The following is a 22248-nucleotide window of genomic DNA, read 5'->3' as shown; positions in this document are numbered from 1 at the left end:
CGATGACCGTTCCTACCATAAAATTACTATTAGAGCTTCAGGCGTTGCAAAATTTCTCCGCCCAACGCCCAACCTCATGGGAACAAAATCAGCCATGGTCGTTTACGCAGCTGTTGCAGCAATACATAGCAAAGCAGCCGATGCCGCAAGCCGCTGAAAATCAAGGCACGGCTGCGCCAGCCAGCCATGAAGCGGCATCCAGCTTTAAACATACCGATATCGATACACTGATCGCCCAAGCTGCCAAAAAATATGGTGTAGACGCGCAGCTGATTCGCGCCGTTATTCGCCACGAATCGAATTTTAACCCAAACGCACGCAGCCATGCAGGCGCCCTTGGCCTTATGCAACTGATGCCAAGCACCGCAAAGATGCTTGGGGTCGATAATCCATTCGATCCGGCGCAAAACATTGAAGGTGGCACAAAATATTTGCGCAAGCTATTAGACCGCTATAATGGCAATGTCGCGCTTGCCCTTGCCGCATACAACGCCGGTCCGGGGAACGTCGACCGCTACAAAGGAATTCCACCGTTTGCCGAAACAAAAGCATATGTAAAGAAAATCCTTGACACATACTACTCGTAACGCGTTCACAATTGAATCCATTTTTTGAAGCAATTGCTTCTTGTTCTTCAAGTCACTTTATTTGAGATAAATACGCTTCATTGCTAAAATAGCAGTAAAATCATTGTACACCATATTTTACGCACAAAGGAGCATTCACGATGGCTGAACAATGGCAAACACTTTACGAGGCGATCGGTGGGGAAGAAACGGTTGCAAGGCTTGTGGAAGCTTTTTATAAACGCGTTGCCAAACATCCAGATTTAAGCCCCATTTTCCCGGATGATTTAACGGAAACAGCACGAAAGCAGAAGCAATTTTTAACGCAATATTTAGGCGGGCCGCCCCTTTACACGCAGGAGCATGGGCATCCAATGCTGCGGGCGCGCCATTTGCGGTTTGAAATTACGCCGACCCGGGCTGAGGCATGGCTTTCCTGCATGCGTGCGGCGATGGATGAAGCCGGCCTGTCTGGACCTGCGCGCGAGCAATTTTATCATCGTCTCGTGCTAACGGCCCACCATATGATTAATACCCCAGACAATTTGGAAAGAAAGGAGCATTCCCTTGAATGACAAGTTAGCTGGGAAGCCAGCACCGGAGTGGTGGTCTGCTTCCCAGCCGCGCTGCAACGAGAAAAAACCGTTAGAGATTTATTTGTTCATTGATCCTTTATGTCCAGAATGCTGGGGGCTTGAACCAATTATTAAAAAGCTGGTAATTGAATACGGACGCTTTTTTACATTGAAACATGTCCTAGGCGGAAAATTGTCGACGCTCAATACTCGGAAGCACCAAAAGCCAGAAACCATCGCCAAAGTGTGGGAGCGGACGGCGAGCCGTTCAGGAATGTCATGTGATGGAAGCCTATGGCTGGAAAATCCGATTTCTAGCCCGTTTGCCCCATCGATCGCTATCAAAGCGGCAGAATTGCAGGGGAAACGCGCAGGAATCCGTTTTTTGCGCAAATTGCAGGAATTATTATTTTTGGAAAAACAAAATGTATCTGACATCTCTGTATTAATCGATTGCGCTGCACACGCTGGACTGGATGTCGATGAATTCATTCGCGATTTACATTCGCCAAGCGCAGCAAAAGCGTTTCAGTGCGACTTAAAAATTACGTCAGAGATGGATGTCCATGAAATTCCAACGCTCGTCTTTTTTAACGAAAACATTGAGGATGAAGGCATTAAAATTTCCGGATGTTATCCTTATGAAATTTACGTTGAACTTATTTATGAAATGCTTGGCTTCCAGCCAGAACCATCCCCTCCTCCCCCACTCGAGTCATTTTTAAGCCATTTCAAATTCGTCGCCACGAAAGAGATTGCCGTTGTTTACAATATGACTGTCCATGAGGCCGAAACAGAAATGAAAAAGCTGCAGCTGAAACAAAAAGTTAAAAAAGTACCGGTCAAACATGGGACATTTTGGCGCTATATTTCCGAAAAAAAATAAAAAACAAAGAAAAAGCCCGGCATTCAGCCGGGCTTTCAGACTGTTGACAAAATGGGTTTCAGATATTCATCTGAAACCCATTTTGTCGTTTATTGTCAAGACAACAAAGGGGATGGGAGAAATTTTTCACGGTCAAACAAAGGGGTATTAAGTTTTGTGATTTCATTCACGATATTATCTTAACAAATCGCAGCAAGGTTTGACAACCACTTTGTGCTTTTGTTCACATTATTGTCATAAATGTGGAAAAGCGCATGTATTTCTTTGCGCCATTCATATAATAAAAGTAAAAATCCACTAAGGGGGAGGAAAAGCATGAAAAAACGAATGGCACTATTTCTCTGGGGGATCGCCATGCTGACGGCATTTTGCCTAAATTTGTTTGGCCTCATGCATCTTATTCCTATGCTTATTACAATGCCGCTTTTATTTTTGACGATTTTCGGCTTTATCTCCACTTGGAACAGCCGCAACCAATTTAGAGGATTTTATCAAAAACGAATGTGGCATTGACGCCACATTCGTCTTAAACCAGTTATGATAACAGCTTTTCCATTTCCTCCAGTTTCTCCGCAAACACTTGGCATGCTTGACGAATCGGTTCCGTGCTCGTCATATCTACCCCGGCTTTTTTCAACACTTCAATCGGATAATCGGAGCTTCCCGCCTTCAAAAATTCAATATAGCGCTTCACCGCCGGCTCTCCTTCTTCAAGTATTTGTTTGCTTAATGCCGTCGCGGCGCTGAAACCCGTGGCATATTGATACACATAATAATTGTAATAAAAATGCGGAATGCGCGCCCACTCTAAGCCAATTTCCTGATCAACGACAATGTCATCGCCAAAATATTTTTTATTTAATTCATAATAGAGAGAAGTCAATGAATCAGCAGTCAGCGCCTCTCCTTCCTGCGCTTTCATATGGATCATATGTTCAAACTCAGCAAACATCGTTTGCCGAAAAACCGTTCCGCGGAACCCCTCTAAATAATGGTTAAGCAAATATAATCGTTTTTTCTCATCGTCGATCGTTTTTAATAAATAATCACTTAACAGCGCTTCATTGCATGTCGACGCGACCTCAGCGACAAAAATGGAATAATCTCCATATGGATACGGCTGCGTTTTGCGTGTGTAATAACTATGCACAGAGTGGCCAAATTCGTGAACTAACGTAAATAAATTATTCACATTATCCTGCCAGTTTAGCAAAATATACGGATGGGTGCCATATGCCCCTGACGAATAGGCGCCGCTCCGTTTTCCTTTATTTTCGCGCACATCGACCCAGCGATTTTCAAGACCTTCTTTGACGATGCTAATATATTCTTCACCGAGCGGAGCAAGTCCTTTTAACATGTACTCTTTCGCTTCTTCATACGTGACTTCCATTTTCACGTCTTGAACAAGCGGCGTGTATAGATCATACATATGAAGCTCATCAAGTCCAAGCACTTTTTTGCGCAGGCGGATATAGCGGTGCAACAGCGGCAGATGCTCATGGACCGTTTCAATCAAATTATCGTAGACACTTTCCGGAATATTGTTGCTGCTTAATGCCGCTTCCCGTGCCGATTTGTAGCGGCGGACGCGCGCAAAGAAGTTATCTTTTTTCACCGCTCCGCTTAACGTGCTGGCAAACGTATTTTTATATTTTTCATACGTATCGTACACGGCTTTAAACGCATCACGGCGCACGCGTCGGTCCGTGCTTTCTAAAAAGCGGATAAAGCGGCCGTGCGTCACTTCCACTTCTTCTCCATTTTCGTCAATAATCGTCGGGAACGTTAAATCGGCATTATTCAGCATGCTAAAAGTAGACGAAGACGATTGCATCACCTCTGCCGCTTGGGCAAGCAGCGCCTCTTCCTCTGCCGATAGCACGTGCGGACGCTGGCGGTTAATTTCGTCTAACGCATGTTCATACAGTTTCAATTCTTGTTTCTCTTCTAAAAACGAACGCAATTTTGCCTCATCGATCGATAAAATTTCCGGAACGATAAACGCCATTGCACTCGACGCTTCGCTGTACAAGCTTGTTGCTCGATCGTTAAGACCTTGGTAAAAAGCGTTTGTTGTATCTTGGTCATAGCGCATATGTGCATATGTATACAGCTTGCCAAGGCGCATGGACACTTCGTCCTGGTATTGGAGCGCTTCGTACAGCACATCCGCCGATTCTCCTAATCGGCCTTGGTACTCCGCTAATTTCGGAATCATTTTTTTCACTTCTTGAAATTCTTGCTCCCACGCTTCGTCCGTCGGGAAAATATCCTCTAAACGCCACGTTTCCTCGACAGGAATTTCGCTGCGTGACGGCAGCGATTTTTTCGTTTGTTTCGCTTCCATTTTGTCAACCTCCTTTGGAAAATTATATCATACATCATATTCGCTTTTTTACTATCATTTCCTGTTTTCAAAAATAAATGTTTACGACCAGTGCTTCAGTTCCAGCTTCCATACATAATCGCGAAGCGACGGCATCATTTTTATTTGTTCGGCCATCTGCTTGTCTTGCTTTATCACTTCATCCATGGTTGTCGGAAACGTAAGCGGTTTTACGAAACGGATCGCATGGCGGTTTTTCCACTGGATATAGCCCAGCCCCGCAAGCAATTGCAAATACTCATAAACCGCCTGTGTATAGCGCTGTCCTGTGGCAAGCGGCAGCACGCGGAGTGCAACCCGCCCTGTCCTTATTTTTTCCTCGATAAAGCGATAAATGGAGTGGAGCGTGACAGTCCGCCCTTCCGATCGCAGCAATGGAATCAGCACGTACGTTTGCCAAATAAACGGCGGTGTTTCCAACAAATAGCCATGGTGAAGCGGCCAGCCTGCTTCGGTGGGAAAAAGGGAAGGAATGATGCCAAAACGGTAAAAATCGGCACAAATCAACCTTGTTGTTTTATTTGGATATAAAGTAAACGTAAGCCGCCATTGCTTTTTATGATGGAGCCACTCGTCCCAAAATGACGGTGGCAGCAAATCCGCAGAAGAAAAAAGCAAATCGGAGAACGAAAGCGAATGTAACGGGAAAACGAGCGGAATGGCAAATGCATGGCGAACGGATAGCGGAATAAGGCGAACGAGGCGGGTAAGCCGTTTGGTATGCGGACAGTAGTAAAAAAGAAGCGGGCGGGGAATAAACGGAAAATGATGAGCAAACATCCATTGAAAGCGGGAGATGGAAACATAGCGGGGCATGTTGGACTGGTAGCGCAAATGGTGGGCGCCGAGGATCCAAATTGGACGAATTCCTGCCAGGCGATAAGCGTGGTTGCGTTTTTGAAACAGCGGTTCACTAATCGTAGAACATTGATATTCCAAGGCATAAATATGATGGCGATACTGAACCAAAATATCCGGCCGCTGCTGCGTCGATGGCAAATATGGCTCCAATTTGACCGGTATGCCCTGTCGCTTAATCCAGGCAAATAAATCTAATTTTCCGGTTACATGGCGGGCGGACTCTGGTTCATGTTCGTACGGACAAGCCGTGCCTTTTTTATGGGCAAAATGCGGAATACGGTGATTGCCGAGCTTTAATACCACTTCCTGCCGGCACGCGGGGCAAAAGAACGTTTCTCTTTTCTTTAACTGAATCAGTCTTTCTTTTGCCCATCTTCCTGCTAATGAAACCATTTCCCCATTTTGCAGCATGGCAATCAGCAAAGCGGGCACATCCTTTCGCATTATGGGATATGGTGAATATTTCGACAAAAGCGGCGGTTTTTCCTATCGTCGAATAAAAAAAAACCGGGGCATCACCCGGGCGCATGTTTACAACAAAGGCGACAACAGCCGTGATATCGATTCGACGACGCGAATCGATAATGGACGCTGCTGGAATACTTTATAATCGATTTCATTGGCATCGTTTAAATCTTCCATAAAATCAGCGACCAGCTTGTTCGTGCTATCGGTATGGTATAAAAACGCATTGATCTCAAAATTCAGATGAAAGCTGCGCATATCCATATTCGCTGTGCCGATGGACGCCAGCTCGCCATCAACGATCATCACTTTACTGTGCAAAAATCCTTTCTCATATTCATAAATTTTTACACCAGCTTCCAACAACTCCGGAAAATAAGATCTGGAAGCATAAAAGACAAGCTTTTTATCCGGCCGCTTTGGCGCTAAAATACGGACATCGATGCCGCTTAAGGCGGCAACTTTTAACGCCGTTAAAATGTCCTCATCAGGAACAAAGTACGGGGAGGCAATCCAAATCGACCGTTGTGCTGACGTAATCATCGCAAAATATAAGTGCTTGATAACCTCCCATTTTTGGTCCGGTCCCCCGGCGATTAATTGAACCCCTCCTTGGCCTTCGTAATGAACTAGTTCAGGTGATAAGTATTCTGGGGTAAATAATTTTTCTTCGGTCATATAATACCAGTCTTGCAAAAAAATAAGCTGCAGCGTCCGCACCGCTTCTCCGCGAATCCATAAATGCGTATCACGCCAAAAACCAAAATATTTGTTTTTGCCTAAATATTCATCACCGATGTTTAAACCGCCGACAAAACCAACCGTCCCATCAATAACGATAATTTTCCGATGGTTACGAAAATTTATTTTATTGTTTAAAAATGGGAGGCGAACCGGCGAAAAAGGAATCATTTCTACTCCCGCATCACGCAGCTCTTGAATATAGGTTTTCGACAATTTCCAGCTGCCAACGGCATCATAAAGAAACCGGATTTGTACTCCTTGTCGGGCTTTTTCCATTAAAACCTTTTTTAGTTCTTGTCCTACTTCATCATGACGGACAATATAATATTCCAAATGAATATGGTGTTTCGCTTTTTTCAGCTCGTCAAAAATGGTAGAAAAAGTTTCTTGTCCATTCGTCAGCACCTTCGTTTTGGAAGCGAGAGAAACAGGACTTTTTCCAATATGATATGCAAGATAAAGCAATGGTCGCTGATGCTCCGCAATTGGCAACCGTGTGATGTTCCATTTTGTCTGCTCTTGAAATTTTAAGAATGTCTCTTCATCAAATTCGGCTTTCTTTTTAAAACGGCGCTGTTGCCAGTAATTCCTTCCAAATAATAAATAAAACAAAAAACCAACAAGCGGAAAGCTTCCTAACACAGCAAGCCAGGCAATCGTCTGGGCCGGCTTGCGATTTTCTAACGAAATAACAAAAGCGATAAAAACGACCGAACAAGAAATGAACACACTTAAAACGCCAAGTAGCCTTTCTTCCCAATAATTTTTCGTCAAAAATAAAAAAATTGCTACTATTGACGCAAAAATAACAACCCTTAACGCGTTTCTCAACAAAGTTCCCCCTACCTACTTTAAGCATTATAGCGGAGAAAACGCCGATTTCCAACAGCGAAATCGGCGGCTACTTTTCAGGTGCAACTATTTCAATGGAAAGCATGTTTTAAGCGTCTCTAAAGCATTGTCACGAATGACTTCTTTCCCATATTCCTCTAAACGGTAAATGGTTACTTGCGAATCCGTTCCATATTCTAAAAGCAAGCTGAGTATATTGTCAATCTCATGTTCTGTATAATCTTCTTCGTTAAATTGCACAAACAAATAGTAACGTTCTTCAAATTGGAAAAGATGGTTGACAAGTCCTGTAAAATCAGCACGATGGGCTAGGGCAATGACGTCTTCGATATCTTTGAAACAAATGGTAAACTGGAGAACTTCATGGTCGTCCTTATCCGCAAACGACTCATCGCCGCGCGAAATATGGAAATGGTGATCCAAAATCTCCTCAATTTTTTCATCAACCGGAACGGAAAAATCACGCAATTTGTCCTCTGGAAGCGGAAGTTCCAGCTTGCTTCCATCTTTTGATAACTGCGCTTTCGTCACCAAAACTTCTAATCCTTTCTCTAACGCCTGCACCTGGATCCAAAGAGGGCCATCAAGGGAAAAATCCCCTTCACTATGGACTTCATCCATCATTTCCCAAAATAATTCTTCACTGCGCTCACGGTTATACCAAATTTCTTCGCGGTCAAAACCGCGCTCTTCTATATCAACATAAGAAATATAAAATTTAACGGTATATTCATTAATGCGTTCTATTTCCACCTGCCGAACTCTCCCTTCTGAAAAAGAATAAAATTGAAGGGATTTTTACCCCCAAAAATTCTATTTAAATACAAGATTATGTCTTGTACTTTTATTTTATGATAAAAAGCGAAAGAAGGGAAACAAAAAAACGCATTTTTAAAAATTGGGCATGAAATACACCCTGTCCTACTATAATGATGATGAAAACAAATGAAACGAGGGACACGCGAAATGGACGAATATGTGATCTCCATTCTGCTCATCATTGGCATTGATGTTATCCTCGGTGGGGACAATGCTGTGGTCATCGCGTTGGCAAGCCGAAAGCTGCCGGAACAAAAGCGAAATATCGCGATTGTTCTTGGTACAGCGCTGGCCATTTTCGTTCGTATACTTCTGACGATCATGGTGGTAATGTTATTAAAAATTCCTTTTTTACAGCTAATTGGCGGTTGTATTTTGCTTTGGATCTCCTTAAGGCTGCTCGTTCAAAAAGAAGAAACACATGCATCGATTAAATCGGAAACATCGCTTTGGAAGGCGATACAGACAATTGTAATAGCCGATGTAGTCATGGGGTTGGATAATGTGATCGCGATCGCTGGAGCTGCTCAAGGCCATGCTTCCCTCGTGGTCTTTGGCTTCTTGTTTTCTGTTCCTATTATCATTTTAGGCAGCAAACTCATTCTTTATGCGATGGAACGTTACTCCTTCCTTATTTACATCGGCGGAGCGTTGTTGGCCTATACTGCCGGGAAAATGATCACGGCCGAACAGCAAATCCGCCATTTATATGACAGTGCTTTCGCATGGAAACCAGTATTTCCGTTTGTTACGGCCGGGGTGACCGTACTGCTTGGTTTCATGATTAATCGGCGCAGGTTTCACCGCTGGACCTAAACCGAATTCGTTGCTAAATTCCGGAGATGATAAAAAACTTCTACATGGCGGACCATGTAGAAGTTGATTCTCCTTATTCGTTAACAAGCCGCTGCGCTTGGCGAAGCTGATATGCCCGCACTTTGCGCGGCAAGAAGCGGCGAATTTCATCTTCGTTGTAGCCGACTTGAAGCCGTTTTTCATCGATAATAATCGGTCTCCGCAAAATTCCTGGATTTTTTTGAATTAGCTCATATAAATCTTGAAGCGGCAATGTTTCAAGATTTATATTCAGCTTTTGAAATACTTTTGATCGTGTTGAAATAATCTCGTCGGTTCCCGTTTCTGTCATACGTAAAATTTCTTTAATCTCCTCAATCGTTAACGGTTCGGAGAAAATATTGCGTTCAACATAAGGAATATTATGTTTTTCCAGCCATGCTTTTGCTTTCCGGCATGACGTGCAACTTGGCGAAATATACAATTTCACCATCTATCTCACTCCCTTTCAACAAGGATCACCTTGTCTTCTATACCAACAGAACGAACTAGCTATCCATTGTGCACGGAACCTCTGCACGATAGAAATCGGCAGGTTCTAGCGTCCAAAGGAGTTTTTTCTACATCTTCGTGTAGACGGTCACTCTGGTTCCACTGGACTTTCATGGACAAACACCTCGTTGGTGCTGCGCGTCCTGTCGGCTCGGTTCAAAACCGATCCTCACTTCATCCCGATGGCTCCAGCCACGGGCTTTCGTTATCCAATTTAAAATTAGTCTAACATGATATATTATACAATAAATATATAAATAAAGATATAGTTTTTCAAAAAAGTCCCTTATTTTCTTACTTAATTTTCACCGCTTCTTCCAATAAACAGAAAAATCCTCTACAATAAAATTAGAACGACTGAAGGGGGAAGGAGCAATGGCGCAATATTTTATCGATTTCATCATCACTTCCGTATTGATCGTCGGAATTACTGCATTAATGGGGGTCATTGCGAACGGCATTGGTGAACGCATTTTCGGCGGTTCAAAACGAAAAGAACACGTCAACGAATCAAAATATATACAAAGCGGCTGGAATCTCGTCGGCGGCAAAAATAAAACGATCTCTTAAGCTGAGATCGTTTTATTTATACATCGATTGATATGTTTTATATTCCGCCTCTGAGCATAATACGAAATGACCTGGGGTAATTTCGCGGAATTCCAGCTCTTCCCCTTCTTTATAATTATGCTGTGACGGGTCGTAAATAATCCGTTTCCGCGTCCGTTCCGTTTCCGGGTCAGGAAGCGGAATTGCCGATAAGAGCGCTTTTGTGTATGGATGAATTGGATTGCGGTACAATTCTTCCGCATCGGCAAGCTCGACCATTTTGCCGAAATACATTACGCCAATGCGGTCGCTAATGTATTTGACCATCGACAAATCGTGCGCGATAAACAAATACGTCAATCCTTTTTCGCGCTGCAGTTTTTTCATCAAATTCACCACTTGCGCCTGAATTGACACGTCAAGCGCGGAGATTGGCTCATCGGCAATAATAAACTCCGGTTCCACTGCTAGAGCGCGGGCAATCCCGATCCGTTGGCGCTGGCCGCCGGAGAATTCATGCGGATAGCGGTTGGCATGTTCACGGTTTAAGCCGACCGTCTCAAGCAGCTCATATACACGCTGCATCCGCTCTTCTTTCGTTTTCGCCAGACCGTGAATATCGATGCCTTCAGCGATAATATCCGCAACGGTCATGCGCGGATTAAGCGACGCGTACGGGTCTTGGAAAATCATTTGCATTTTTCGCTTTAATACTTTTGACTCTTTGGCTGAGTGCTTGCCATGGACATTGATACCATTAAAAAGAACTTCTCCGCCCGTAGCCTTATATAGCCCGATAATCGTCCGTCCCGTCGTTGATTTACCACAACCTGATTCCCCAACAAGACCAAGTGTTTCTCCTTTATAAATGTCAAAGGTAACGCCATCTACAGCTTTAACGACATTCCCGCCACCCACTGGAAAATATTGTTTTAAATTTTTCACTTCAATGAGCTTTTGTTTTTCAGGCATATTACTCACTCTCCCTTACAATAATTGGTTGAGGGTAGTTAGTGGAGAGCTTGCGTAATCGACGTTTTACCGCTTCGGGTGGCTCTACTTTTGGTGCATCCGGATGAAGCAGCCATGTTGCCGCATAATGGGTATCAGAAATTTGGAACAACGGCGGTTCCATTTCAAAATCAATTTTCATCGCATACGGATTACGTGGCGCAAACGCATCTCCCTTTGGAGGATTCGTCAAATCCGGCGGCGATCCTGGAATCGATGCCAACTCTGCCTTATCATCACTATCAAGACTTGGCATGGAAGCAAGCAAGCCCCACGTATATGGATGTCGCGGATCGTAAAAAATTTCATCAACCGTTCCCATTTCAACAATTTTCCCTGCATACATCACAGCAACGCGATCAGCTACGTTGGCTACTACGCCTAAATCATGAGTAATAAAAATAATGGCTGTCCCTGTTTTTTTCTGTATATCTTTCATTAATTCTAAAATTTGCGCTTGAATGGTTACATCGAGAGCAGTGGTTGGTTCGTCGGCAATTAATAACTTCGGATTGGAAGCCAAAGCAATGGCAATCATCGCACGTTGTCTCATCCCCCCAGAAAATTCATGCGGATATTGATTTACACGCTTTTCTGGCATTGGAATTCCAACCAATCGCAGTAATTCAATCGCCCGCTCTTTTGCCGCTGATTTAGGCAACTTTTGATGTTTCATGATCACTTCCATAATTTGATGTCCGACTTTCATCGTTGGATTGAGCGATGTCATCGGATCTTGAAAAATCATTCCAATATCTCTTCCACGAATTTGTTCCATTTCTTTATCCGTTTTTTTGACAAGATCTTCCCCATCAAATAGGATTTGACCGTTTTTTATTTTTCCAGGCGGAGTAGGAATAAGACGCATAATCGTTTGTGAAGTGACGCTTTTTCCAGAACCTGATTCCCCTACAATCGCTAATGTTTCACCCTTATTTAAATAGAAGCTCACTCCACGAACAGCCTGTACTTCTCCACCATATGTTTGAAACGATACCTCTAAATTTTTCACTTCCAACAGTTTTCCCATACTCTCACATCCTACTTGCGTAATCTTGGATCTAATGCATCACGTAGCCCGTCTCCCACTACATTAAAAGCAAACATAGTTAAGCAAATAAATGTAGCCGGGAAAAACAGACGCCATGGATAATATTGCAATGCCTGTACCCCTTCTGAAGCCATTGTTCCCCAACTTGCTAACGGCTGTGGAACACCTAATCCTAAATAGCTTAAAAATGCCTCTGTAAAAATGGCGTTCGGAATCGTTAACGTCATCGTAACAAGGATCGAGCCCATGGCATTAGGAATCAAATGCTTAAACATGATTCTGGACGTGCTCGCGCCAAGCGTCCGCGCTGCCAATACATATTCTTGGTTTTTCAACTGCAACACTTGTCCCCGAACAATACGAGCCATATTTACCCAGCCAGTAATCGTCATTGCAAGGATCATGGTTCCTAACCCTTGTCCCAAAATAACCATTAATATGATGACTAAAAGCAAATATGGAACTCCATATAAAATATCAGCGATGCGCATCATGATTTCATCCGTTTTTCCGCCACGGTAGCCAGCAATTCCTCCCCAAAGCACTCCGATCACCAAATCGATCAGCGCAGCTGCCAATCCGATAAATAAAGAGATACGAGCACCATACCATGTGCGAGTAAATATATCACGTCCAAGTTCATCGGTTCCAAACCAATGTTTGGAAGAAGGCGGCTGGTTTGTATTCATTAAATCATTCGTTGCATAATCATATTTTGTCATGTACGGACCAAAAATGGCCATGAACACTAAAAGAATTAATAGAATTAATCCAAACATAGCCAATTTATTTTTTCGAAAACGTATCGAAACATCTTTCCAAAACGAAAGGCTCGGTTTTGACAACTTCTCCGCTTCTCCAACATTGGCTACCGCTGGCTGGAACATCTCTTTCGGAATCTGCTGCATGATTACTCCCCTTTCTTACCACCGGCTAACTTAATGCGTGGATCAATAAAGCCATAAGCAATATCAACGAGCAGCACAGACAATAATAGTAGAATACTGTAAAACACCGTGACACCCATAATCGTTGTATAGTCGCGATTGGTAATGCTTGTTACAAAATGGCTTCCAAGTCCTGGGATGCCAAAAATCTTTTCAATCACAAAGCTACCCGTTAAAATTTGTGCAGACAAAGGACCTAAATAAGTTACAACTGGAAGTATCGCATTGCGAATGGCGTGTTTTACTGTGATTTGTCCTTGTGAGAGCCCTTTCGCTTTCGCCGTGCGAATATAATCATTGCCTAATACTTCTAACATACTGGAACGAGTTAAACGGGCAATAAATGCCATTGGCATTGCTGCAAGAGCAAGCGCAGGCAAAACAGTATGTTGCAGCGATTCCCAACGCGCAACTGGAAACCAGCCTAGTTTGATCGCTAAAAAATACTGCAAAATGGACGCCATAATAAAGCTTGGAACAGAGATTCCTAGAACCGCGAAAACCATCGCCGCATAATCTTGCCATTTATTATGGTTTAAAGCCGCAATAATTCCCAGTAAAACTCCAATACTTATGGCGATTAATAACGATTCCATACCGAGGAAAAAGGAAACCGGAAATCCTTCATTAATTAAATCGTTAACAGTCTGTCCTTTATATTTAAATGAAGGACCGAAATCCCATTTAGCAATAGAAACCAAATAATCAAAGTATTGGATATACCAAGGGCGATCGAGTCCATAATATTCGTTCAAGTTTTTCTCGATCTCTGGCGGAACTTGTTTTTCGCTCGAGAACGGTCCTCCCGGAGCAGCACGCATTAAAAAGAATGTCACTGTTACAATTAAAAACAAAGACATAAGCATGTAGAGCAAACGTTTGCTTATATATCTCAACAAATTTCCTACACCTCCATTTTCTGCAAAAAATACCTTAACAGGAATGAAGGTATATGAGGTCTCCCTCATATACCTTCTTATCACCTTTCACGACGTACGATTTTATTCAAAATATGCCCATTTAAATTGGACATCGCCAAGGCCGGACATTTCTACACCTTTTAAGTTATCTTTTTGCACCCACGTATTCGTGTAGAAATAGATTGGCGCGATTGGCATTTCATCCATTAAAATGGCTTCTGCCTGTTTTAGCATTTCTTTGCGTTTTTCAGGATCTTTTTCTTTTTGGGAATCGATTAATAACTGTTTATATTTCGGATTTTCCCAGTTTGTATCATTATTTCCGCCCTTTTTGTCGCGGAACAGCTCTAGGAAGTTGATTGGATCGTTAAAGTCGCCTAACCAACCCATACGGCCGATTTGATAGTCGCCAGAATGCAATTTATCAATGTAAACTGCCCACTCAGCATTCTCAAGTTTTACTTCAACGCCCAAGTTTTTCTTCCACATATCTTGAATCGCCTGAGCAATTTTCACATGTTGATCATCAGTATTAAACGATAGGGTAATAGGCGGCAAATCTTTCACATCTTTTAATCCAAGCTCTTGAAGGCCTTTTTTCAAGTATTCTTTTGCTTTTTTCACATCATTATCTTTGAAATAACCTTTTTTGTTCTCAGGGAACATCGTTGGCGGCACTGCAGCCATAGCCGGAATTTGTTCGCCTTTTGTTACGTTTTCAACAATCGCTTTGCGATCGATGGCGTACGCCAGCGCTTTACGAATGTTGACGTTGTTCAACGGCGGTTTTTCCGTATTAAATTTATACCAGTAAACACCAGCAATTGGTTGAACGTGTAATTTACCTTCCTCTTTTAATTTTGGCAAAGAGTCTGGAGGCAATTGACCAGTAGGCATACCTGCCCAATCCAACTCACCATTATCAAACATAGAAAGCTCTGTGTTGGTATCGTTGACCATAACCATTTCAATTTTTGTTAATTTTACATTTTTCGCATCCCAGTAATTTTCGTTCTTTTCCAAAACGATTTTGTTATTATGTTCCCAAGAAACCATCTTGAATGGTCCGTTCGAAGTGTAGTCAGGACCAGCGTTTGTATACCATTTTGGATTTTTCTGAGCAATTTTGCTATTTACTGGGAAATACGTATAGAACGCTGTTAATTCTAAGAAGTAAGGTGTTGGGTTCTCAAGCGTAACTTGTAACGTTTTATCGTCAATTGCTTTTACACCAACATCTTCTGCTTTTGCTTTTCCTTCGTTAAATGCTTGACCATTTTTAATGTAATAAAGCTGATATGCATATTGCGATTGATTTTTCGGATCAAGTGCCCATTTCCACGCATATTCGAAATCTTTCGCAGTAACTGGATCGCCATTGGACCATTTTGCATCGCGCAATTTGAATGTGTATGTTTTTAAATCTTTAGAAACTTCATAACTTTCAGCCATAGCTAACTCAGGTTTGCCGTTTTTAATACGGGTTAATCCTTCAAATGTTTGGTTTAAAACGTTACTAGAAACACTATCATTGGCTAGACCTGGGTTTAGTGAGAATGGCTCTGTTTTAATGTTAATATGCAATTCTTGCGGAACATTGGCGGCTTTGTCCCCGCTTTTTCCTTTCTCACCGGCGGATTCATCACCTTTTTGGAAACCACCACACGCAGAAAGGAAAAGGCTCAATACTAGCATTAAGCTAAAAAGAACAGAAAGCCTTTTCTTCATAGATTTCCCCCCTAAAAATAATTTTTTATTCTCAAAAGTTCCGCGTAAAGCGTAGAACTTTTGTTAATAAATTAAAATCATTTTTTCTAAGCAAAACAAAAAATTTTTTCACTATCTTTATTTATCGGAATATTTATTTTAATTTTCATTATAAAGGTTATTAATATATTTAAAAAGAAATTTTTATTTTATTATTTTCTGAATTTTTATTATATATTGAATCATTCATTCTAACTATCTGTAATTTTATATTTTTTTTCGACAATTGTAAATAAAAAATTTATTTTTTGTAAACTTTAAAGCGCTTACATACCGTTTTTTTGTATCGTGTTAAGGAAGACAACTTTCGCATGTTTTTATCTTTATTTTATTTACCACTAAAAACATAACTTTATTAAGATAATTTAGAAAATAATGTATAGATAAAAAATTATTAAACAACACTTTGAAATAAGAATAAACGCTTTCCCGTATCGGTAGTGTCAAAAAGTTTTGTGTAAAGCATGGCAGATAGGGGGAAATATATTTATCTTGACAAGCTGACAAATGGCACTCTTCAGTTGATTTCCCCAGTCTACATTCGATATACTTTTAGACATAATCAGGGTTCTTTTTCTCTAGAGCGTTGACTCAATCAAATAATACCCTATCTTTTTTCTTTTGTGCCAGCCAAAAGCTTTATACAAATTTTATACATCATCATTTTTTATCCATGTTATTTATATATTTTATTTAACTTTCTCCTATTCCTTGCTATAGTATAAAAAGAAACTTGCACATAGCAACTATATATTTTACAATAAAAATCAACAAAACTGGACGGAACATGCGATGAGAAAGAAGAGTACATATTGCGATGCCTTCAGAGAGCTTGTGGCTGGTGCGAACAAGCGGCTAGCAATATGGAATGGGCTTTCGAGCATCCGGCTGAACCGCAAAGTAGTAGGCTTGGACGTTTGCCTTACGTTATCGAGGCGCCATGTGCAGGCGCACATGGGCAAAGTGATTGCACGCAACGTGCAATAACTAGGGTGGCAACGCGGTCCTACCGTCCCTAACGTTTAGGGGGTAGGGCCTTTTTCTATTACAACTATATAAAAGGAGTGGTCGTATGAAAACAAGCTTTTCCGGCATTCAGCCAAGCGGCGTCATTACGCTCGGCAACTATATCGGAGCGATGCGCCAGTTTTTGGAACTGCAGCACGAGTACAACTGTTACTTTTGTATTGTCGATCAGCACGCGATTACCGTTCCGCAAGATCCAAAAGAGCTGCAAAAAAATATCCGCAGCCTAGCTGCCCTTTACCTGGCGGTCGGCATCGATCCAAATAAAGCGACGCTGTTTATTCAATCGGAAGTTCCGGCGCATGCGCAGGCGGGATGGATGTTGCAATGCATTGCCTATATTGGGGAACTCGAAAGAATGACGCAGTTTAAAGATAAATCGGCAGGCAAGGAAGCGGTCAGCGCCGGACTGCTCACCTATCCGCCGTTGATGGCGGCCGACATTCTTCTCTATAAAACCCATATTGTACCTGTCGGAGAGGATCAAAAGCAGCATATTGAATTGACACGCGACTTAGCGGAGCGGTTCAACAAGCGGTATGGCGAGATTTTTACAATTCCGGAACCGCGCATTCCAAAAATCGGGGCGCGCATTATGTCGCTGGCCGACCCGACAAAAAAAATGAGCAAATCCGATCCAAATAAAAAAGCGTTTATCACCCTTTTGGATGACGCGAAAACGATCGAAAAGAAAATCAAAAGTGCGGTCACTGACTCTGAAGGTGTCATCCGCTATGATAAAGAAAAGAAACCGGGAATCTCTAACCTGCTCAACATTTATTCCATTTTAGCGGGTAAAACAATCGAAGAGCTCGAACAAGAATATGCTGGAAAAGGATACGGCGTCTTTAAGGCAGACCTGGCTCAAGTCATTATCGATACCCTTACGCCGATTCAAGAAAAATATTACGATTGGCTCGAAAGCAGCATGCTCGACCAAGTGCTCGATGAAGGTGCGGAAAAAGCGAATAAGACAGCAACAGAAATGCTCGAAAAAATGGAACAGGCGATGGGGCTTGGCAGAAGACGCTAAAGAAAAAAGTGGCTGACGCAAAATCGCGTCAGCCACTTTTCCTGTTTCATCACCTCAGGCGTGTTGATGAATCAATAAATAAATCGTTCACAATCCGTTTTTCTGACGAAATTAGCTCATAAAAAGCGAAAACATCCCATCATTACCTGTGTTGCTATTTAATTCACTTTCGGTTCTTGCTCCATTTCCCAAATTTTTTCAAAAAACGGCTGTCCTTTGATTAATTTTTCGCAGAGCTGCTCATGCCGTTCCGACCATCCGCATTTTGTCTCCTCGTATAAGTGCTGCCACGCCTCTTCAAATGACATTTTTTGGATGTCAGGGTATTTTTGCGGCGCCCATTCCGTATACCAGTAACGCACTTCTGCCACATTTTTCGTCGAGTAGAGCTGATCAAGCGCCATAAATAAAAGCTGTTTCAACTGCCGTTCTTTCCGTGTCAGCCCATGCATTAGCTCAGGTGATGGAGATAAAATGTGATACTCTTTTTCGTATGTTGGCAGCGGATATGGTTCTTCCTGCTGATCGGCTACCATTTCATACACAAGCTGTTCCTGTCTTGGAATGAGACGGCTCTTCCGAATCGGAATATTGTAGCCAATCGTATCAACGGCAAGAATGCCAAATCCATCTGTTACCACAAAACAGTAATCGAGCTGAATGCGTTCATGATTTTTACGCACATACGCCTTCTGGTATACATCCTCTAAAAGTGGTTTTGGAATCTCTGATAAGCTGTTTTCAATATAGTCAAATAAGGCGGAAGAAACTTTTAACAGCGGCACTTGATCGAGCAATTCCACTTGATCATCCTTTCGCCACTCATGGAAATGACATACGTTGTATCCGTTCTCTTCCCCTTCAAACCAGTTCACCCAAATGTCATGCAGATACAGCATACGATACCCCTCACTTCCAAACCTGTTTGTCCATCAGTATAGGCAGAGGGGAAGAATTTTATTCCATGCAAACCTCTTTTCTCCATTACGGTTCTCGGCCGGGAAAATATAAACTTCCCCACATAAGCAATACGCCAATAGGAAATAAATAACACTCGCTTCTCGTGCAAATATAGAAAAAATATTCACTCCATCCCCGCTCTGGCGTCATGATGTTTAAGTATGTAATGATCATCATTCCGCCAACAACGGAAAAGCCAAAGCCAACTAAGTAAAGAAATATGCGAACCATCGGGTCCCACTTCTTTCATCTCAACTTGTCCATCCTAGTTTTACATATATGAGCACCCGATGGTAATCATGACTATTCGCCGCCTTCGAACGCGGCAATCTGCAACATTTGCTCCGAATCCATATCCATCAACTCGGCCAATTCTTTTCCCCGCTCCAAGCAACGGCAGACAATCGCATACCCAACCGCATATCCAACCATGTCCGGATAAAAACCTAGTCCGTAAAGGATGCGGGAACATAACGGGTGTTGCGTCGAAATCGAGCGATGCGGCGCGACATAACGTTGCCAAAAATGATGAAGCAGCTCATCGGAATAATAAGAAGTCCAGCTGGCCCGATGATCTTTTCCGACATAACGCTCTACGGCGCTTTCAGCAAGCCCTTCTAATATGACCGCATCTAAAAGCGTCATCTTTTCGTATTTCTTTTTCTGTTTATTTAGGCGGCAAACATGATTGTACTCATGCGTTACTAACGCTTCGATTTCTTTATTGGTGTGGTGCGGCAATAAAAAAAGAAACAGTTTGTCATGAAAAGCGACGCCGCCTTTCCCGTTAAATTCACGCACTAATTTTCGATTATAGGAATCAGCCGGAAATAGAAAAATAGGGACATCCGGGCCGTTCCAATCTTTTTTCCGCTTCTCGTAAACCGCTTCGACCCGTTTCCACATATCCTTTTGTTTCATTTGTTCCACAATCTCTTTTATAGTTTTCGCCGGTCGATACATACCATAAGGAAGCAAATAATGATAAATGTCCTGGGCGCTCGCATCTGGAAAATAACGAGTAAGGCGCTGGCATAAGCGAATTGGCTGGTCGCCGTCTTTCTCGAGCCATCGGTCTGTTCGGCAAACGGCCATGTCCTCTCACCTCTTTTTTCACTATCGTATGATTCAGCAAAAAAAAGGTGAAAAAAGAGGCTATCTCACCGTTTGGAGAGATAGCCTGACCGTCATTTTACATATTTTTTAAAAATCAATGTCGCATTATGCCCGCCAAATCCAAACGAGTTGCTTAACACCGTGTTTACTTCCTGCTTTCTTGCCACGTTAGGCACATAGTCCAAATCGCATTCCGGATCCGGAGTTTCATAGTTAATTGTCGGCGGAATAATTCCGTCTCTGATTGACAAGATCGAAAAGATCGCCTCAACGGCGCCGGTCGCTCCAAGCAAATGGCCAGTCATTGATTTCGTCGAGCTGACGGCGAGTTTGTACGCATAGTCGCCGAATACTTCTTTAATGGCCATCGTTTCATATTTGTCATTATATTCCGTGCTTGTGCCGTGCGCGTTAATGTAATCGATCTCTTCCGGCTTCATCCCCGCATCTTGCAATGCCTGGCGCATCGCACGCACGCCGCCTTCTCCGCCCGGAGCCGGTGCAGTAATGTGATACGCATCTCCTGTTGCTCCGTACCCGACAATTTCCGCATAAATTGTTGCGCCGCGGCGCAAGGCATGCTCTAGTTCTTCTAATACAAGAATGCCGGCACCTTCGCCCATGACAAATCCATCCCGGTTTTTATCGAACGGACGGCTTGCCGTTTTTGGATCTGGATTCGTCGATAAAGCGGTGTTGGCGCAAAATCCGGCAAACGCCATTTTCGTAATTGGCGCCTCCGTGCCGCCGGTAATCATCACATCGGCATCGCCGCGCTGAATCACTTTAAACGCGTCGCCGATCGAATTGGCACCTGTCGCGCAAGCAGTGACGGTACAAGAATTGATTCCCTTTGCACCTAAAATAATAGATACTTGCCCTGCTGCCATATCCGGGATCATCATCGGCACAAAAAACGGGCTGACCCGGCGGTAGCCACGTTTTTGGAAAATTTCAAACTGCTGTTCAAACGTTTCCATGCCGCCGATTCCCGAGCCGATCCAAACGCCGACTCTTGCTGCGTTTTCTTCTGTGATTTCCAGCTTGGCATCTTTTACCGCCATCAACGAAGCAGCAACCGCATATTGCGTAAAGCGGTCCATTTTCCGCGCTTCACGGCGGTCGATAAAGCTTTCCGGATTAAAATCTTTTACTTCCGCTGCTACTTTCGCCGGAAACTCATCGGGATTGACACGGGTAACAATCCCGATTCCGGACTGGCCGGCAACGATGTTTTTCCATGTTGTTTCCACATCGTTTCCAAGCGGGGTTACTGCCCCAAGACCTGTAACAACGACTCGTCTTTTTTCCATCGCTTCGTCTCTCCTTTTTCATCCATCTTGATCTGTTATCGGCCCCAGCGCAAAGCGATTGCGCCCCACGTCAGTCCTCCGCCGAATCCGACCATAATAATCAAGTCATCTTCTTTGATTTTTCCTGCTTCGAGCTCCTCAACAAGCGAAATCGGAATCGAGGCAGCTGACGTATTGCCGTATTTGCGGATCGTTGTCGACATTTTCTCCTCCGGCAGCTCAAGGCGTTGTCTTGCTGCTTCCACAATGCGAATGTTTGCCTGATGCGGAATAAGAAAATCGACATCTTCTTTCGATAGGCCTGCTTTTTCTAAAACGTTAATGCTCGATTCTCCCATTTGCCGAACGGCAAATTTAAACACTTCCCTGCCGTTCATCACGATATATTCGTCTTTATATAAATGTTTTCCTCCTGTTCCATCGGCCCCTAATTCAAATGACAAAATTCCGCGGCCTTGCGAAACAGGCCCCATGACGACTGCTCCGGCGCCATCGCCAAATAATACTGCTGTATTGCGATCGGTCCAATCCATGATTTTGGATAGTTTTTCTGCCCCGACTACCAATATATAACGATACGCTCCATTGTCAATAAATTGGCTTGCTGTCACCATTCCATAAATAAACCCGGCGCACGCCGCGCTAATGTCCAGCGCCGCTGCTTTAACGGCGCCAAGCCGCTCCTGCAGCATGCAGGCGACAGATGGAAACGCCCTGTCAGGCGTTACTGTCGCTACTAAAATTAAATCAATGTCTTGTGGAGCAATTCCTGCGTCTTCCAATGCCTTTTTTGCCGCCAAATATGCCATATCGGAAGTGTCCATGTCGTCTGCAGCAATTCTTCGTTCTTCAATCCCCGTTCGTGTTCGAATCCATTCATCGGACGTATCCATCATTTTTTCCAAATCAAAATTTGTCAACACCTTTTCCGGTAAATACCGGCCGATTCCAATAATACCTGCTCCCACACCGAACATCTCCTTTAGAATTATATAACCAATTATTATTACTTGGTACTAATTTTATCGAAAAAATGAAAAGTGCGCAATAT

At 43.0% G+C, this 22248-nt stretch carries 22 protein-coding genes and 1 other annotated feature; of the genes, 7 read left to right on the top strand and 15 right to left on the bottom strand.

The annotated features are described in order from the left end of the window. Positions 1-2: 2 nt before the first annotated feature. The 4 genes from GCA01S_RS15080 (at position 3) to GCA01S_RS15065 (ending at position 2540) form a co-directional block, all read left to right on the top strand. The gene (locus tag GCA01S_RS15080) at positions 3-587 is read left to right on the top strand and encodes a lytic transglycosylase domain-containing protein (protein WP_042411083.1); all 585 of its coding nucleotides are present in this window, start codon (positions 3-5) and stop codon (positions 585-587) included. Positions 588-727: 140 nt separating this feature from the next. Further along, positions 728-1141 carry a globin domain-containing protein gene (locus GCA01S_RS15075; protein WP_017436305.1) on the top strand — a complete coding sequence of 138 codons (414 nt, stop codon included), beginning with the start codon at positions 728-730 and terminating at the stop codon, positions 1139-1141. Beyond that, positions 1134-2027 carry a ClpXP adapter protein SpxH gene (spxH, locus tag GCA01S_RS15070; protein ID WP_017436306.1) on the top strand — a complete coding sequence of 298 codons (894 nt, stop codon included), beginning with the start codon at positions 1134-1136 and terminating at the stop codon, positions 2025-2027. Before GCA01S_RS15075 ends, spxH begins: the two co-directional genes overlap by 8 nt. Positions 2028-2342: 315 nt before the next feature. Beyond that, complete coding sequence (locus tag GCA01S_RS15065; RefSeq protein WP_017436307.1) at positions 2343-2540, top strand: hypothetical protein; 198 nt, start codon at positions 2343-2345, stop codon at positions 2538-2540. Positions 2541-2562: 22 nt separating this feature from the next. Here GCA01S_RS15065 and pepF read toward each other — a convergent pair whose 3' ends face one another. The 4 genes from pepF to mecA all read right to left on the bottom strand — a co-directional run bounded on the left by pepF (position 2563) and on the right by mecA (position 8091). Further along, positions 2563-4377: an oligoendopeptidase F gene (gene pepF, locus GCA01S_RS15060; RefSeq protein WP_017436308.1), complete on the bottom strand. Its 1815-nt coding sequence runs from the start codon at positions 4375-4377 to the stop codon at positions 2563-2565. An 81-nt stretch (positions 4378-4458) separates the two neighbouring features. Further along, positions 4459-5709, bottom strand: a complete 1251-nt coding sequence (locus tag GCA01S_RS15055; RefSeq protein WP_235605600.1) for a competence protein CoiA — start codon at positions 5707-5709, stop codon at positions 4459-4461. Between the two features lie 99 nt (positions 5710-5808). Continuing rightward, the gene (gene cls / locus GCA01S_RS15050; RefSeq protein ID WP_042411079.1) at positions 5809-7317 is read right to left on the bottom strand and encodes a cardiolipin synthase; all 1509 of its coding nucleotides are present in this window, start codon (positions 7315-7317) and stop codon (positions 5809-5811) included. Positions 7318-7404: 87 nt separating this feature from the next. Then, positions 7405-8091, bottom strand: coding sequence for an adaptor protein MecA (gene mecA, locus GCA01S_RS15045; protein ID WP_042411078.1), 687 nt, complete (start codon positions 8089-8091; stop codon positions 7405-7407). Positions 8092-8304: 213 nt separating this feature from the next. Between mecA and GCA01S_RS15040 the strand changes: the two genes are divergently transcribed. After that, a complete protein-coding gene (locus GCA01S_RS15040) occupies positions 8305-8973 on the top strand; it encodes a TerC family protein (protein ID WP_017436312.1) in 669 nt (222 codons plus the stop codon). A 73-nt stretch (positions 8974-9046) separates the two neighbouring features. Here the strand turns inward: GCA01S_RS15040 and spxA are convergent, their stop codons facing one another. Beyond that, a complete protein-coding gene (spxA, locus tag GCA01S_RS15035; protein WP_017436313.1) occupies positions 9047-9445 on the bottom strand; it encodes a transcriptional regulator SpxA in 399 nt (132 codons plus the stop codon). 434 nt (positions 9446-9879) lie between these two features. Between spxA and GCA01S_RS15030 the strand changes: the two genes are divergently transcribed. Then, positions 9880-10074, top strand: a complete 195-nt coding sequence (locus tag GCA01S_RS15030) for a hypothetical protein (protein WP_017436314.1) — start codon at positions 9880-9882, stop codon at positions 10072-10074. Between the two features lie 12 nt (positions 10075-10086). Here the strand turns inward: GCA01S_RS15030 and GCA01S_RS15025 are convergent, their stop codons facing one another. The 5 genes from GCA01S_RS15025 to GCA01S_RS15005 all read right to left on the bottom strand — a co-directional run bounded on the left by GCA01S_RS15025 (position 10087) and on the right by GCA01S_RS15005 (position 15710). Continuing rightward, positions 10087-11025 carry an ABC transporter ATP-binding protein gene (locus GCA01S_RS15025; protein WP_017436315.1) on the bottom strand — a complete coding sequence of 313 codons (939 nt, stop codon included), beginning with the start codon at positions 11023-11025 and terminating at the stop codon, positions 10087-10089. Between the two features lies 1 nt (position 11026). Continuing rightward, positions 11027-12094, bottom strand: a complete 1068-nt coding sequence (locus tag GCA01S_RS15020; RefSeq protein ID WP_017436316.1) for an ABC transporter ATP-binding protein — start codon at positions 12092-12094, stop codon at positions 11027-11029. A gap of 11 nt (positions 12095-12105) precedes the next feature. Then, the gene (locus GCA01S_RS15015) at positions 12106-13023 is read right to left on the bottom strand and encodes an ABC transporter permease (RefSeq protein WP_017436317.1); all 918 of its coding nucleotides are present in this window, start codon (positions 13021-13023) and stop codon (positions 12106-12108) included. A 2-nt stretch (positions 13024-13025) separates the two neighbouring features. Beyond that, entirely contained in the window at positions 13026-13961 is a 936-nt protein-coding gene (locus GCA01S_RS15010; protein WP_026078559.1) for an ABC transporter permease, read from the bottom strand. Between the two features lie 102 nt (positions 13962-14063). Then, on the bottom strand, positions 14064-15710 hold the full coding sequence (locus tag GCA01S_RS15005) for a peptide ABC transporter substrate-binding protein (protein WP_017436319.1): 1647 nt from the start codon (positions 15708-15710) through the stop codon (positions 14064-14066). 822 nt (positions 15711-16532) lie between these two features. Next, positions 16533-16769 (top strand) — a binding site (T-box leader). 52 nt (positions 16770-16821) lie between these two features. On the opposite strand from GCA01S_RS15005, the gene trpS reads away from it, so the two are divergent. Then, positions 16822-17808, top strand: coding sequence for a tryptophan--tRNA ligase (gene trpS, locus GCA01S_RS15000; RefSeq protein ID WP_042411076.1), 987 nt, complete (start codon positions 16822-16824; stop codon positions 17806-17808). Between the two features lie 158 nt (positions 17809-17966). On the opposite strand, the gene GCA01S_RS14995 is transcribed toward trpS, so the two are convergent. The 5 genes from GCA01S_RS14995 to GCA01S_RS14975 all read right to left on the bottom strand — a co-directional run bounded on the left by GCA01S_RS14995 (position 17967) and on the right by GCA01S_RS14975 (position 22165). Continuing rightward, the gene (locus GCA01S_RS14995; protein ID WP_017436321.1) at positions 17967-18707 is read right to left on the bottom strand and encodes a YjbA family protein; all 741 of its coding nucleotides are present in this window, start codon (positions 18705-18707) and stop codon (positions 17967-17969) included. Between the two features lie 85 nt (positions 18708-18792). Then, entirely contained in the window at positions 18793-18999 is a 207-nt protein-coding gene (locus GCA01S_RS14990; protein WP_017436322.1) for a hypothetical protein, read from the bottom strand. A gap of 72 nt (positions 19000-19071) precedes the next feature. Then, positions 19072-19863 carry a DUF2268 domain-containing protein gene (locus GCA01S_RS14985; protein WP_042411074.1) on the bottom strand — a complete coding sequence of 264 codons (792 nt, stop codon included), beginning with the start codon at positions 19861-19863 and terminating at the stop codon, positions 19072-19074. Positions 19864-19955: 92 nt separating this feature from the next. Then, complete coding sequence (gene fabF, locus GCA01S_RS14980; protein WP_042411072.1) at positions 19956-21197, bottom strand: beta-ketoacyl-ACP synthase II; 1242 nt, start codon at positions 21195-21197, stop codon at positions 19956-19958. Positions 21198-21232: 35 nt separating this feature from the next. Then, positions 21233-22165 carry a beta-ketoacyl-ACP synthase III gene (locus GCA01S_RS14975; RefSeq protein WP_017436325.1) on the bottom strand — a complete coding sequence of 311 codons (933 nt, stop codon included), beginning with the start codon at positions 22163-22165 and terminating at the stop codon, positions 21233-21235. Positions 22166-22248: the final 83 nt, after the last annotated feature.

The sequence above is a fragment of the Parageobacillus caldoxylosilyticus NBRC 107762 genome (assembly GCF_000632715.1).
GTDB lineage: Bacteria > Bacillota > Bacilli > Bacillales > Anoxybacillaceae > Saccharococcus > Saccharococcus caldoxylosilyticus.
Note: the sequence above shows the minus strand (reverse complement) of the source record. Positions and strands in the feature narration are given on the sequence as shown.